Source organism: Hyphomicrobium sp. LHD-15 (assembly GCF_031157355.1).
Taxonomy (GTDB): domain Bacteria; phylum Pseudomonadota; class Alphaproteobacteria; order Rhizobiales; family Hyphomicrobiaceae; genus Hyphomicrobium_C.
Genome location: NZ_JAVIFT010000007.1, coordinates 62,823 through 77,645 on the forward strand (window position 1 = coordinate 62,823; position 14,823 = coordinate 77,645).

General features: G+C 62.0%; 10 protein-coding genes. 3 read left to right on the forward strand and 7 right to left on the reverse strand.

From position 1 onward, the window contains the following. Positions 1-56 precede the first annotated feature (56 nt). On the reverse strand, positions 57-629 hold the full coding sequence (locus RCO24_RS17560) for a hypothetical protein (RefSeq protein WP_308963961.1): 573 nt from the start codon (positions 627-629) through the stop codon (positions 57-59). Positions 630-960: 331 nt separating this feature from the next. Between RCO24_RS17560 and RCO24_RS17565 the strand changes: the two genes are divergently transcribed. Together RCO24_RS17565 and RCO24_RS17570 are read left to right on the forward strand one after the other, a co-directional pair. Next, on the forward strand, positions 961-1,086 hold the full coding sequence (locus tag RCO24_RS17565) for a hypothetical protein (protein WP_308963962.1): 126 nt from the start codon (positions 961-963) through the stop codon (positions 1,084-1,086). 117 nt (positions 1,087-1,203) lie between these two features. Next, positions 1,204-1,458 carry a hypothetical protein gene (locus RCO24_RS17570; protein WP_308963963.1) on the forward strand — a complete coding sequence of 85 codons (255 nt, stop codon included), beginning with the start codon at positions 1,204-1,206 and terminating at the stop codon, positions 1,456-1,458. Positions 1,459-1,605: 147 nt separating this feature from the next. On the opposite strand, the gene RCO24_RS17575 is transcribed toward RCO24_RS17570, so the two are convergent. The 5 genes from RCO24_RS17575 to RCO24_RS17595 all read right to left on the reverse strand — a co-directional run bounded on the left by RCO24_RS17575 (position 1,606) and on the right by RCO24_RS17595 (position 9,491). Next, entirely contained in the window at positions 1,606-1,956 is a 351-nt protein-coding gene (locus tag RCO24_RS17575; RefSeq protein WP_308963964.1) for a zinc ribbon domain-containing protein YjdM, read from the reverse strand. A gap of 821 nt (positions 1,957-2,777) precedes the next feature. After that, complete coding sequence (locus RCO24_RS17580) at positions 2,778-3,641, reverse strand: DUF5677 domain-containing protein (RefSeq protein WP_308963966.1); 864 nt, start codon at positions 3,639-3,641, stop codon at positions 2,778-2,780. Between the two features lie 288 nt (positions 3,642-3,929). Then, positions 3,930-4,847 carry a hypothetical protein gene (locus RCO24_RS17585; RefSeq protein ID WP_308963967.1) on the reverse strand — a complete coding sequence of 306 codons (918 nt, stop codon included), beginning with the start codon at positions 4,845-4,847 and terminating at the stop codon, positions 3,930-3,932. A 464-nt stretch (positions 4,848-5,311) separates the two neighbouring features. Continuing rightward, entirely contained in the window at positions 5,312-8,335 is a 3,024-nt protein-coding gene (uvrA, locus tag RCO24_RS17590; RefSeq protein ID WP_374990977.1) for an excinuclease ABC subunit UvrA, read from the reverse strand. A gap of 184 nt (positions 8,336-8,519) precedes the next feature. Continuing rightward, on the reverse strand, positions 8,520-9,491 hold the full coding sequence (locus tag RCO24_RS17595) for a helix-turn-helix transcriptional regulator (protein WP_308963968.1): 972 nt from the start codon (positions 9,489-9,491) through the stop codon (positions 8,520-8,522). 258 nt (positions 9,492-9,749) lie between these two features. On the opposite strand from RCO24_RS17595, the gene RCO24_RS17600 reads away from it, so the two are divergent. Continuing rightward, positions 9,750-12,476 carry an autotransporter domain-containing protein gene (locus RCO24_RS17600; RefSeq protein ID WP_308963969.1) on the forward strand — a complete coding sequence of 909 codons (2,727 nt, stop codon included), beginning with the start codon at positions 9,750-9,752 and terminating at the stop codon, positions 12,474-12,476. Positions 12,477-12,501: 25 nt separating this feature from the next. On the opposite strand, the gene RCO24_RS17605 is transcribed toward RCO24_RS17600, so the two are convergent. Then, entirely contained in the window at positions 12,502-14,571 is a 2,070-nt protein-coding gene (locus RCO24_RS17605) for a PAS domain-containing protein (RefSeq protein ID WP_308963970.1), read from the reverse strand. Between the last annotated feature and the right edge of the window lie 252 nt (positions 14,572-14,823).

Sequence of the window (14,823 nt, forward strand, 5' to 3'; positions counted from 1 at the left end):
CCGGTCTTTCTTTACCTGTCCGCCCCCGTCGCCGCCTCGCGTCGGGTTTCCAAATTTCAGGTTTGGTCGCTCGGGGTTTCCGGGAGGGGCCGCGCGATTTGGGGCTCGATAAATTTGCCGTAGAAAAAGTAGCAGGCGCTTGCGATCAGGCACGCGAATATCACCGCGGCGACATAGGCGCTCGCCGTATCCCTTTGCAGGATGGCGTATGCGAACACCAATACGACAATGATAAATGCCGTAGCGCCGACGATGTGCTTGAGATCTTGAGTGCGGTTTCCGTGTTGTTGCGCGGCCATCTTTTGCGCCCGCTCCCATTCAGCCTCCTCGCGACGTGAAATCGCGGCATGATGGGTTTTGTTGATGCGGACGCAGAGGGCTTGGAAGCTTTCGTAGACCGAATATTTTCCGTCCTCGTAGACCTCGACAAAGCGGGTGGCCCAACGCTCGTCCTCATCGACGACCCATGCTTCCCAGAAGACGACGTCTCCGGTCTGCGTCGGGCCGTAGACTTCCTGAACCTTGTCATCGGTGCCGCGGCCCTCGATGATTTGGGTGACTTCGGCCTCGGTGAGATTGTTCTTGATCTCGCGGTTTGCCAACTCGGCAGGGATAGGCTTCTTGGCCATGGTCGGGCGCGCCCCTGAAAACCGAAACGCATAAAATATACAGCATTTTTATCCGTTGGCGGAGCGAGGTGGCGCTTTAGATGTGGATTACGTCTCGGGACTGCCTGCTCCACATCGGGTTCGCCTGCGGCACTCCATTGCTATCCGTCTCCGGTGGAATGCGGCCAGGGCGATGTCGTTCGATGGGGTGCGGCTCCGGCACGACGGCGCTCCGGTCGGCGCGTGCGAATGTTCGGCAAGGGGAGGCGTCGCGTGGTAGGGTGAGTCGACGGCGTATTGCGCCGTACAAGACGGCGCTGGTGCCGTCCCTCCATCGAGAAGGATACGCGCTTTGGCCAAAGGTCAGCAGAAGAGCAACAAGGAAAAGCGCAAGCCGAAGCAGGACAAGGTCAAGCCCGCGGCGCAGACTTCGACGTTCGGGTCGGGCGTGAACGTCGGCGGCGGCAAGAAGCGCTAGGCTTCGCAGATCCACACACTGTCAACGGACCCGTCGTCCGCGGGCTTTCGAACGCGTGCCCTCGTCAAACCGCCGAGCCCGGCGCACGGGCGCGCCTCACTCCTCTTGGGAATGCCTATGATCCACTGGAAGGACGTGTCCGAATACATCGAGCCGAACTGGGTCAAGGACGGCACCGAGCTGCCGCCGTGGCTGTTCTGGCGCACGAAAAAGGGCGCGGTGCTGGGCTATCTCCGCGACGGGGAGCTGTTCGACTGGAAGTGGCTCTACGTGTGCGACGCCAACAAGGTCACGCATTTCTCCGAAGTGAACGGGCCGGGCAGCAACGTGGTGGATCTGTCGGACTTCCGGGCCGAGCAGGGCGAGAGCTAGGGCCGCTCGGCGCCACGGGGCGCGGGGGTTGGCAGATCCTTACCGATGCCAACCGGTGCAGAATAGGCGGTCCCGGTGCCCTCCTCGGGCCGGTGCGGGTAGTCCGGTGCGCGGTGCCGTGGCCGATCGATCCCTGAACGTGCGGCCTCAGGCCTTTTTCACGAACTCCGATTTCAGGCTCATGGGACCGATGCCGTCGATCTTGCAATCGATGTCGTGATCGCTGTCGACGAGGCGGATGTTCTTTACCTTCGTCCCCATCTTCACGACCTTGGACGAGCCTTTGAGCTTCAGGTCCTTGATGACGGTGATGGTGTCGCCGTCCTGCAGGACGTTTCCGGCGGAGTCGCGGAACACTTTGGCGCCCGCTTCCTCGGAGGCGACCGCCGTCGCGATTTCCGGCGACCATTCGTGGGCGCACTCCGGGCAGATCAGAAGGTTGCCGTCCTCATAGGTGAAGGTCGATTTGCATTTCGGGCAGGCGGGCAGCGTGGTCATGTGGGATCCGTGGTGTGCGGGTCGGAGGTGTGTGTAAGTGATGGCGGGCGCTATAGCATGTTTGATGCGTCGGAGGGCAATCGGCCGCGACTGTTGAGTGATGGGTACGCTTGAATAGCCGCGAGGCGCCGAGCTCACGGTTTGTGTCCAGGCAGGTTCAAAGAGCGGCCTTAGAGAAGTTGAAACTCCGGGGAGCGGAGCGGCGGGCCGTGGGTAGAACTCGGGGATGCGGCCTCGACCGCCCCGCTGCTGCCCAGCATCGCGAGGAGATGAGCAACTTATGAGGTTGCTCCATCGCGACACGACCTCCACCGATACGGAACCGCGCGCCCGAACATCCACCGTGCGCGCGTTTGCTCCCCGATCCATCACATCGAGAAAGCTGCTCCGCACCTTGCTCGTCTAGCTGATGTTACCAGCGATAAGCGGAGGCGCAGCTCCTACCCACCAAACGCCCAGCTCGCGCCGGCCCCCGGATGAGCGGGATGGGGAGAGGGTAGGCGTGCGTTGGGGAGGTGGGGATAAGGTTTTGGATGTCAGCTACGGGCCCGTAGCGGCCAAGACGAACTATTCGCCCAGTGCGCCGCACAAAGATGCTTCGTCCCATAAGCGGAAGTAGGCGGCGTCAGCCGGAACGTGCTGAGCGATGACGTCAGCCGGATCGGATAGAGGTGAAAAGCGGACGCCGACGAGGAGTGGCAAATGAACGCGCATCGTCGGCCGGAGTGTCGGCTCATCATCCTCGCGGATGCAGTTCGGAACGCTGGCCGCTGACTCCTGCAATCGCGCGCTGGACCGCTGGGGGTAACCACGTAGTCATTTCAAATAGTCGGGAGCGGGACGTCGGGATGCCAACCAAATTCCCGCGCGAGAAAAATTGGGATGTGTCGGTGCTTGTGGATGGCATCGAGAGCGTTTTTGAACTCCTCCATGTCGAGGTCCGGAAGGTCGATGATGATGTCTTTGTTCGCCTGCATAGTGAAGAAGAAGAGCCGAATGCCCCATATCAGGGCAAAGCACGTCCAATAGTCGCGGAACATCTCCGACTTAATTTTGAAGTGAGGAACCTTGCCCCAAGGGCGGCGCGTAAGCTCGTGTGTGCTGAAGTGCACCGTCTTTGAGGTCGCAAAGTATAGGAATTTGTACAGTCGCTCGTGGTCGACCTTCGTCGCAATGAAAAAGAAAGAAGGAGGTTTTGGCTTGTCAAGCTTCGGGCGGGGAAAACCCAGCTCCTTAGACAGCTTGAAATACTTCTCGCGTTGTTCAGGTTCAATTTTTTTGAACGCCTGACGCGGGATGGTGACGCCCATCGCTTCGATTGACTCATCACCGGTATGGGCCGCCTGAGCCTCCAAGGTATTGTACATGTCGAAGAACAGCAGGTGCTCCACAAGCACAGACGCCTTCTCACGGCCAATGAGATTAAAATACTCGCACCAGATGTATTCTTCGACGGCAGGGCGAAGGAAAGGCACGGTCGTCTCGCCCAGCTCGACTTCGGTGAGGGCGAGCGTTGCTTTGATGCAATCGTGCTGCCGCTTGAGCGCGACCCTGCGCACGCAGTCGAGATGGTTGTGAACCTCCATGTTTAACAGGGAAACGTGGTCGATCACCGGCCGCCATGCGTTGTGTAAGAATTTCGCGGCGGCTGAAATTTCGGCAAGCGCTTCGTTCACCATCAACATGGCGGGCGATCCTGAGCAAAAATTATTGGCGAGGCTTATGGTGTACGATTCTCCCACTCAGGATCCGCTTGCGGACTAGAAGCGTTACGCATCTGCCTGACAAGCTGGTTTCGCCTCGTGCTTTCGCCAACGCCGGGGCGATTAACAGAAAGCCGAGCGCCAGAACGAAAGCATAGGCATTCGAATGCCTACTTCTCTTTGCAACACGCCACTCCGGCCGCGATCGCCTGCATAATCATGTCGGCACATCGCAGCGTGGCGGCGGTGGAGCGCCTTCAGACGCGCGTGCTACAAACCTAGATTTTGCTGCCTTGGCATCTGGATGAGGCCATGAACTAGCGTGACGACGAATTCCACGTTTGACCATGCTTGTGAATCTTCATCTAAGGACTGAGTGACTGCTAAATCGACGTCAAGAGCATCACCTTGCGAGATGCTGATCTCACGAGATTCAAGCCTATCGAAGAAAGGTGCGTCGGTGATTGGCGCTGAAATGTCGGTGCCGTTCCACGTGAACTGCCACTTGCGACGAGATCGGCGTAAGACCGCCTTGACGATCACGAGGCTTACCCTCTCCGTCGTAGTGCGAGTGAAAGTCCGGCGTGGAGTCAGCTGAAACGGTGTTCTCGAACCTTCAATAATCCGCCCAGCATTGTGGATGATCGTTTTAAACTCGTGACGGGGTAGCACTATCAGCGGGCGGGCTTCAGGTGTTATCGGAATAATCGCAACGCCGTTGACCTCCTCGTTATCTTCTACAGCTTCAAACGCCTGCTTAATGCTCTTTGCAATCTCAGGCTTTCGAGCGATCCGTTCCTGATTTTCAAGCACAGCAATAGGCAGCTTGATGACCTCCTGATCCGTTACGATGACAAACTCGTCACCCTCTAACCTAAACACTGGTTTCTTGTAGGTCGCGAGGTCGTACAGGTAGGCGGACAGCATCGCCAAAAGAAGATGACCAGCGATGCGGGCAAGAGGGCTCTTGGCTAGTTTTCGTATCCTGACATTGGCAAAGAAGCTGCCGCCAGAGGTCGCCTCGATGGTTATCTCAAGTTCAAACTCAGGGTCCACGACTTCGTTGATACGACGCAGCGCCTCGGCCAACGCAGAGAGCGTATCGCCAAGCGTGTCGACATCAATGTCAGATCGCTTGCCTGCGAAGTAAAAGACAAAGCCATCGTCGGAGAGTTCGCGGAGGTCCATCGGCGTCCGTGCCGCTCTTGCATATTGACAGGGCAGGAAATTCTGTGAGCTGAATGCATCTAGTAATGGAGCAGAAGTTGGTGCCGTTCAAGAACGACGAAATTCCTAATGGTGTATAGCCATTACCTAGTTGCGTGAGCGGAAGCCCTTCTGGGAAGCCTGCTGGCACGCGGATGATGAAGCCAGGGCAATCAAGGACATCCATCGCGATTCTTTATTTCTGCTATCGCGTCGCTTCTCCTAAAGTCCGCTTTTGAGTTAGCAGCTGACATCTCGCGCGGGAGCCTCGATGAGCACGAGCGGACTTTGTCACGTCCGCAAACTCGGCACTACGGTCGTCACCGTTCGCGGCACGCTGCACTAGCTCAGGACTGCTTTGGGTCAGAAGCGGACAGACCGTTGAAGCTTGCATGGATGGCCGCCTGCGCGGCCATGACGGTGGTGGGGCGGCGAACGCTCTGAGGCTACTCCGCCGCCTGTTTTTTGCCGTTTCCGTCTTTTGCTTGCCCGCCTCCGGCAGGACGCCCTTTCGCTCGCCGCACGAGCAAGTCCTTTAAATACCGCCCGGTGTAGCTTTCCTTGACGGCCGCGACGTCCTCGGGTGTGCCGGCGGCCACGATCTTGCCGCCGCCGTCGCCGCCTTCCGGGCCGAGGTCGATGATCCAGTCGGCGGTCTTGATGACCTCCAGATTGTGCTCGATCACCACGACCGTGTTGCCGGCGTCGGCCAGCTCGTGCAGCACCTCCAGAAGCTTCGCAACGTCGTGGAAGTGGAGGCCTGTGGTCGGCTCGTCCAGAATGTAGAGGGTGCGTCCGGTCGCGCGACGGCTCAGTTCCTTCGAGAGCTTGATGCGCTGGGCTTCGCCGCCGGAGAGCGTCGTCGCCTGCTGGCCGATGTGGATGTAGCCGAGGCCGACGCGGGCCAGCGTTTCGAGCTTGTCGCGGATCGGCGGCACCGCCTTGAAGAACGCGGCGCCTTCCTCGACGGTCATGTCGAGCACATCGGCGATGGATTTCTCGCGGAAGGTGACGTCCAGCGTCTCGCGGTTGTAGCGCTTGCCCTTGCACTGGTCGCAGGTGACGTAGACGTCGGGCAGGAAGTGCATCTCGATCTTCAAGACGCCGTCGCCCTGGCAGGCCTCGCAGCGGCCGCCCTTGACGTTGAACGAGAAGCGGCCCGGGCCGTAGCCGCGCGCCTTGCTCTCGGGGAGGCCCGCGAACCAATCGCGTATGGGCGTGAAGGCGCCGGTGTAGGTCGCGGGGTTCGAGCGCGGGGTGCGGCCGATCGGCGACTGGTCGATGTCGATCACCTTGTCGAGGTTTTCGAGGCCTTCGAGCTTGTCGAAGGGCGCCGGGTGCTCGCGGGCGTTGTTGAGCTTGCGGGCGACGGCCTTGAACAGGGTGTCGATCAACAGCGTGGACTTGCCGCCGCCGGAGACGCCGGTGATGCAGGTCAGCGTGCCGAGCGGGATCTCGGCGGTGAGGTTGTGCAGGTTGTTGCCCCGCGCGCCGGTGATCTTGAGCGTGCGCTTCTTGTCGAAGGGGCGGCGCTGTTTCGGCAGCGGGATCTGGCGGGCGCCCGAGAGATATTGCCCGGTGAGGCTCTTCGGGTCGGCCATGATGTCGTCGGGCGTGCCCTGGGCGATGATCTCGCCGCCGTGGATGCCGGCGCCGGGGCCGATGTCCACCACGTGATCGGCGGTGAGGATCGCGTCCTCGTCATGCTCGACGACGATGACGGTGTTGCCGAGGTCGCGCAGGTGGCGGAGCGTGCCGAGCAGGCGGTCGTTGTCGCGCTGGTGGAGGCCGATCGAAGGCTCGTCGAGCACGTAGAGCACGCCGGTCAAGCCCGAGCCGATCTGCGACGCGAGGCGGATGCGCTGGCTCTCGCCGCCGGAGAGCGTGCCTGCGGCGCGGGACAGCGTCAGGTATTCGAGGCCGACGTCGTTCAGGAAGACGAGGCGCTCGCGGATCTCCTTCAGGATGCGGGTCGCGATCTCGGTCTGCTGCTTGGTGAAGGTTTTCGGGACGTCGGCGAACCACTGGTTGGCGGTCTTGATCGACATGTCGCCGACCTCGCCGATGTGGAGGCCGCCGACCTTGACGGCGAGGGCCTGCGGCTTCAGGCGATAGCCGCTGCAGGCTTCGCACTTGTGGGCACCCTGGTAGCGGGAAAGCTCTTCGCGCACCCACTCGGAGTCGGTTTCGCGCCAGCGGCGCTCGATGTTGCCGATGACGCCTTCGAACGGCTTTTCGGTTTTGTAGCGGCGGGCGCCGTCCTCGTAGATGAATTCGACTTCTTCCTCGCCGGTGCCGTAGAGGATCGCGAGCTGCACGTGCTTCGGCAGGCGCTCCCACGGCATCGACATCTGCACCTTGTAGTGCTTGGCGAGAGCTTCGAGGGTCTGCTCGTAGTAGGGCGAGGTGTTGCCGGTGCGCGACCAGGGGTAAATAGCGCCGTCCTTCAGCGAAAGCTCGGGATCCGGCACGACCAGCTCGGGCTCGAACTGCAATTCCGTGCCGAGGCCGTCGCACTCGGGGCAGGCGCCGGCGGGTGCGTTGAACGAGAACAGACGTGGCTCGATTTCTTCGATGGTGAAGCCGGACACGGGACATGCGAAGCGGGCCGAGAAGGTGATGCGCTCGTGCGTCTCGTTCTTGCTCTTGTTGGCGCCTTCGGTTTCCGATTTCGGGAGCGGCTTGTCGGCGAACTCGGCGATGGCGATGCCGTCGGCGAGGCCGAGCGCGGTTTCGAAGCTGTCGGCCAGGCGCTTCTTGATGTCGGCGCGAGTTTTTTCATCGCCTGCCTTCGACAGGACGATCCGATCCACGACGACATCGATATCGTGCTTGAACTTTTTGTCGAGTTTCGGCGCGTCCGGGATCTCGTAAAGGGTGCCGTCGATCTTGACGCGCTGGAAGCCCTTTTTCTGAAGCTCGGCCAGCTCCTTCTTGTACTCGCCCTTGCGGCCGCGCGCGATGGGGGCCAGCAGGTAGAGGCGGGTGCCTCCGGGGATCTCGAGCACGCGGTCGACCATCTGCGAGATGGTCTGGCTTTCGATGGGGAGGCCGGTCGCGGGCGAGTAGGGGACGCCGACGCGGGCGAACAACAGGCGCAGGTAGTCGTAGATCTCGGTGACGGTGCCGACGGTCGAGCGCGGGTTCTTCGAGGTTGTCTTCTGTTCGATCGAGATCGCGGGCGAGAGGCCGTCGATGTGGTCGACGTCCGGCTTCTGCATCATCTCGAGGAACTGGCGGGCGTAGGCAGAGAGGCTCTCGACGTAGCGACGCTGGCCCTCGGCGTAGATGGTGTCGAAGGCGAGCGAGGATTTGCCGGAGCCCGAGAGGCCGGTGAACACGACGAGGGCGTCGCGTGGGACCTCGAGGTCGACGTTCTTCAGGTTGTGCTCGCGCGCACCCCGGACATGGATGGTTTTCATCAAGTCGGAGCCGGGGCGGGGTGCGGATTTCTTCGGGGATTTGCTCATGGGAGGAGATCTAGCCGAGGCTCCGCGCGGCGGCAATGCAACCCAACGGCGCGGGGGCAAAAATTGACAGGGACGGCGCTATATAGGGTGGGGAAGACGGGTTTTCAGGCCCCGCCCCCCGCGGGGCGGCGTGAAGCCTCTGACCGGGCGCCGGTTTCGCCCGCCTGGGCCGATCCGACAGGCGTCAGCGGCGCCAGCGGACCTCGCCGGGGGTGAGGCCATATTCCTGCCGAAACGCGCGGTTCAAGGCCGAGGCTTCGGGGAACCCGCATTCGAGGGCGATCGACAGGATCGAGCGGCCGGCATTGTGCGGGCTCTCGAGCATGGCGCGGGCGCGTGACACGCGTGCCCGGCGCACGAGATCCGAAAAGCTCGTCCCTTTGCGGGCGAGCAGCCGTTGCAAATGACGCGGCGACACGTTCTGACGGGCAGCGATCCATTCGAGGCTGAGGTTGGTGTCGCCAAGGTTGGCGAAGACGTCGGCTTCCAGAGCCTTCAACCGGACGGATGCGAGCGTGGTCTGGGCGGCCTCCTCCTGAAAGTCGGCTGAGCCGCCGATCGCCAATGCCATCATCTCCTGCAGGTGGCGTGCGGCCATTCCCTGGACGGCAGAGCCGATCAGAGGATCGTTTTCCAGTAAGTTCCCATAGCGGGCGAGCAACGGCAGCATGGGTACGTCGTTGCGGATCGCCAGGATCGGCGCGGAGCCGATCTGCGGCACCAGGCGTGCGATGTCGCGATGGGAGACGCTCGACGCCCAGCATGTCCCGCGCTCGTGAAGGATAACCTGCATTTCCCGGGCTTTGGACAGCAGCACCGCATCGCCGGGCTGAATAACGAGATCGTCTTTGCCCGGCGCGACGACGGTCATGCGGGATTGCGGCATCACCAGCATCAGATCATCGCAGCCGTCCTTGACGAGGCTGGCGGTGCGTGTGGTCGCCACTGCCGAGGAAACCGCGCTTCCCCAACTTGCTCCAGGAACAATCCGCAGGCTGGCCGCATACTCGAATGGTGCGTCCGGATTCAGCGCCTCGACCTCGGTCCGCATCATGTCGGAAAGATAGTCCCGCAGTGCTGAAAGCCGTTTGCGGTCCGGGACGCCGACAGCCGAGAAGCTGAGCGACGGAGCCGGTTGCGACGTGTCAGTCTCCATTGCGCATCCTGCAGTGTCGGTATGCCGACTAATGAGCACGGAGCTCATGGCCGATCAACTGGTCGCTCAATCCGTGAGGCGGATTGAGCGCTGAAACTGAAGCACTTTTGGCACATCGCCGGGATTTCCCGCGCGAGGTCGCTCAGCGACAAGTCCCAGGTCGCGGAGCGTCAATACGGACGGGGCGCGATCCTTATCTTGCATCCCAATGGCCAGGTCGAGTCGAAGGCCGGAAGCGGGTTGATGCAAGAGGGCAAGATGACGTCGAAGACGATCGGCAGGCGAAGTGCGGCAGAGCGTGGGGCTGCGCATGGGTGGGCCCGCCCGTGGCTTTGTTCCGTCTCCGCGCTGGCTCTTGCCGTGGCGGCGACGGCGAGGCCGTCGGTGGCGTCCGATTGGACCGGCGGGGTTTCGGACGCATGGAGCAGTGCCGCCAACTGGGACACGAACGTTGTTCCGACGGCGGCGACCTCGGTTTCCATCGACACGCAAGGCGCGGGTTGGCCGGTGATCGATGGCACCAACGAATATGCGGAGGTGGTTCGTATCGGCGTTTCCGCAGCAGGTGGAAATCTATTGATTCACAATGCCGGAACGCTCTCCAGCCTCTCGGCGGATATCGGTCTCAACAGCGTCGGTTCGGCCACGGTGAGCGGGGCCGGGTCGCTCTGGGCCGTCGCGACACACATGGAGCTGGGGTTTCTCGGGACCGGCACATTGACGATCCAGAACGGCGGCGCTGTCACGAGCCAGGACGGATATCTCAGCAATCGGGCTGCCGGCAGCGGTACGGTCAATGTGACTACTGGCGGCTCGTGGACGAACTCGCGGGAGCTGTTCGTCGGATACCAAGGCACGGGCGTGTTGAACGTGGCCACCGGCGGCACAGTGTCCTCGGTCGTCACGACGCTCGGCTTCTATGGTGCGTCCACCGGCACGGTGACCGTGGATGGGACCGGATCAACGCTCACCAACTCCGGCAATCTGATCGTCGGGCGAGAAGGTACGGGCACCCTGACCGTGACCAACGGCGGCGTAGTCAGCAATTCCGCGGGCCTAGTCGGCCGGTACGCGGGATCCTCGGGCTCGGTGAGCGTGGATGGCGCGGACTCGAGATGGAACAACGTAAACAACCTGGCGATCGGTGTGGAAGGCCAGGGTACCCTGTCCATTACCAATGGGGCCGCGGTGACCAACTATCGCGGCTTCATTGCGGAAGGTGATGGCTCGTCAGGTTCGGTCACGGTATCCGGTTCTGGTTCGACGTGGACCAACACAAGCGATCTGTGGGTGGGCGGTGAGGGTGATGGATCACTCACCATCGAAGGCGGTGCGCAGGTCCTCAGCGACGGCGGTGTCATCGGTCGGTATGGAGCCGGGTCGGGAACGGTTCTGGTGACCGGCACAAATTCCGTGTGGGATCTCGGAAGTGGAACGCTCCTTGTCGGGTTTGGTGGGGATGGACAGCTTACGGTTTCCAACGGAGGCCTTGTCGATGGGCGTATCAATGTCAGTAGCAATGGTGTTCTAAGGGGCAACGGGACCGTGGGGCAGACATACGTCTCGGCGGGAGGCGTGGTCGCACCGGGGCTTTCAATTGGAACGCTCAACGTCGCGGGCGACATCAACTTTGACGCAGGTTCGATCTACGAGGCGGAGGTGAATGCCGCCGGCCAGTCGGATCGCATCGACGCGACGGGAGCTGCCACTCTCAACGGCGGCCAAGTGCGGGTGCTCGCGCAAGCCGGCCTCTACGCCGCGTCGACGCCCTATACAATCCTCACTGCAGCAGGAGGGCTTACGGGGGCTTTCGACAGCGTTACCTCCAACTTCGCCTTTCTCAATCCGGCGCTGAGCTATGATGCCAACAACGCCTATCTCACGCTGACGCGCAATGCGTTCGGGTTTGGAGCGGTGGGCGCGACACCCAATCAGGTCGCGACGGGCGATGGCGTCGACAGCCTCGGTTTTGGCAATCCGCTCTATGACGCCGTTCTCTACCTCGCGCTGCCGCAGGCGCAGCACGCATTCGACCAGCTTTCCGGCGAAATCTACGCGTCGGCGCGCAGTGCGTTCATCGAGGATAGCGGCTTCGTGCGGGCCGCGGCGCTCGACCGCCTGCGCACCGCGTTTGAAGACGGCGCGCCGGCCGGCGGCGATCGCCTGGCCGCGTGGGGGCATGGCTTCGGTTCCTGGGGGGAGACCGATGGCGACGGCAACGCCGCGAAGCTCGACCGGGTGACGGGTGGTATCATCGTCGGCGCGGATGCGCGTGCGTTCGAAGCGTGGCGCGTCGGCGCGATCGCTGCTTACAGCCGCACCGATTTCGACGCCGACGAACGGCGCTCTTCCGGCGAAAGCGAGAATTATTCGCTCGGCCTCTACGGCGGCCGGCAGTGGGGAGCCTTGGCCTGGCGGTCTGGTGGCGCGTACACGTGGCACGATGCCGATGTCTCGCGCGCCATCGTGCTCCCGAGCTTCTCGGACAACGTGACGGGCCAGTTTGATGCGGAAACGCTTCAGGTTTTCTCGGAGCTTGGCTTTGGCTTCAAGGCCGGTGGCGTGCGCTACGAGCCGTTCGGCAACGTCGCCTATGTCAATCTCAGCTCCGATAGCCTCCGCGAAACCGGGGGAGCAGCTGCGCTCGCGATCGGGGGCGGGAGCATGGACACGGCCTTTACAACGCTGGGTGTGCGGGCGGCCGCGGACTTCTCGCTCGGGGCGCTCTCGGCGACGGCGAAAGGAACAATCGGCTGGCGGCATGGCTTCGGCGACATTTCGCCGTCGTCATCGGTTCGCTTTGCTTCCGGTGGCAATGCCTTCTCGATCGGCGGCGTGCCGATCGCGGAGGATGTCGTGGTGGTCGAAGCCGGCCTCGACTTCACGCTTTCGCCCGCTGCGACGTTGGGCGTGTCGGCCAACGGACAGTACGGATCGGGGGCGGTCGATCAAACGGTGCGAGCCAATCTGGATGTGAAGTTCTGACCGACGGGCGTGTTTGTTCCGCGCCTCATCTTTCGCTCAGGAGCTTGGTGATCTTGGCGGATATGGCTTCGAGGGAAAACGGCTTGGGCAGCAGCTGGACGCCCTCGTCCAGCACGCCATTGTGCACGATGGCGTTGCGGGTGTAGCCGGTCGTGAACAGGATTTTCAAACTTGGACGCCGGCGCTGGGCCTCCTCGGCCAGCTTGCGGCCGTTCATGCCCGGCATCACGACATCGGTAATGAGGAGCACGATTTCCGGATGCCTGTCGGCCAACACCAAGGCGTCGCGTCCGTTACTCGCGGATAGCACCGAAAAGCCTAGCTCGCTCAGCATCTCGGTCGTGAGGCGGCGCACGTCGTCGTCATCCTCGACGACCAGCACGAGCTCGCCTTTGCCGCGTACCTGAGTGGCGGTCTGCTCGATCTCCGAGGGGCTCGTTACGAGCTTTTCCGCCAGCCTTGGGATGTAGAGCTTGATCGTCGTTCCGACACCGACCTCGCTATAGATTTTGACGTGGCCACGTGATTGCTTGATGAAACCGTAGACTTGGCTGAGGCCGAGGCCGGTACCGGCCCCGACTTCCTTCGTCGTGAAGAACGGTTCGAAGGCGCGCCCGACGACTTCCGGGGTCATGCCATGGCCGTTATCCGTGACGGCGACGAGCACATATTGGCCGGCCGCGACGTCGGCATGCGCGGCCGCGTAGGGATCGTCGAGATGAGCGTTGGCGGTTTCAAAGGTCAGCTTGCCGCCGTCGGGCATGGCATCGCGCGCGTTCACGGCCAAGTTGAGGAGCGTGCTTTCGAGCCCATGCGGATCCACATGGATGCTCCACAAGCCACCCGCTCGCACGAACTCCATCGTGATGCTTTCCGGGATCGTGCGGCGGAGCACATCTTCCATTCCTCCCACCAGCCTGTTGGCATCTGTTCTCTGGGGCGACAGCGGCTGCTGACGCGAAAATGACAACAGACGTGAGACAAGCGTCGCGGCGCGCTCGGCGCCCTTCACAGCGCCGCTGAGGAATTCCTGAATGTTGAAGTCGCCGCGCGCCATGCGCCGTTCGGCAAGCCGCAGGCTGCTCAGGATGACAGCCAGCATGTTGTTGAAGTCGTGAGCGATGCCGCCGGTGAGCTGGCCGACAGCCTCCATTTTCTGCGACTGGCGGAGCGCTTCCTGTACGGTTTTGAATCTCGCCTGCTCGTTGAGGCGTTCGGTGACATCGTAGACGAACTGATAGGCGCCGATCCGCTGGCCGTTCGCGTCGTGGAGCGGGTTGAAGCGCATTTCGTAGAATTTCCGTTTGGCTTGCTCGCCGAAGTCGGCAACCTCCATGAACGATTCACCGGAAAATGCGCGCTGCCAGAGCGCTCGCGCGGCGGTCTGTTGCTCGGGGAAACGTTCGAGGAGCGCGAGCAGATTGTCACCCACCGTCGGACGGACGCCGAACAGTTGCTCGAACTCCTGCGCCGCGGCGCTATTGAGCGCGATCCATCTGTAGTCGTTGTCGAGAACTTGAACGAAGGCGTTCGTTGCCTCGACGATATCCGCCAGAACTTTGCGCTCCGCTAGAGTGTGGGCGACCCGCGCCTCGAGTGTTTCGTTGAGTTTTTGAAGCGCGTTCTCTGCCCGCTTTCGCGCCGTCACGTCCTGGAACAGGACGGCGACCTGCCTGAGGCTCTGCGGCTCGATGCGGAATGCAGAGAGGGCGAGATAGCGGCCGGTGGCGATCAACTCGCGCTCGAAGCGGATCGGCTCTCCGGTCTGCAATACGCCGCGATAGAGCTCGACCCAGGCGTCGGCTTCGTCCGGAACCATGTCGCGGACCTTCTGGCCGACGACATTTGGGATGCCGGCGTGGTGGGCATAGGCGGCATTGGCTTCGATATGGATGTAGTCGCTGAGGGGGCCATGCGGGCCGTCGAGGAATTCGATGATGCAAAAGCCCTCGTCGATCGAGTCGAAGAGGGTGCGATAGCGCTCGGCGCTAAGATCGAGCTGGCTTCCTTGGGAGGGGGCTGATTTTAACCGCGAATTCTCCTCTTCGAGAGACTTGATGCGGCGTTGCAGCTGGTCGATTTGTTCCGATGTCACGCGGACGATCCAATGCTAGTGCCGATCGAAGGAGGGTCGCACCGGATATTCGCGACTGGTCTTTGGAAGGGAAAAAGGGCTGTCTCCTAATAGCTAGCCTGCCTCCGAGTTCCATCGGACCGGAGAAATATTTTTAAGCCGGAACATGCGCGGTAGGCGTGCGCGTTTCCAGATCGCGCCGATCCGTAAGAGGTGACGCGAGGTGGGGTGGGTTCGCGCTGGGAGGGCAGCTCTCCTGCGCATGCCTACTGT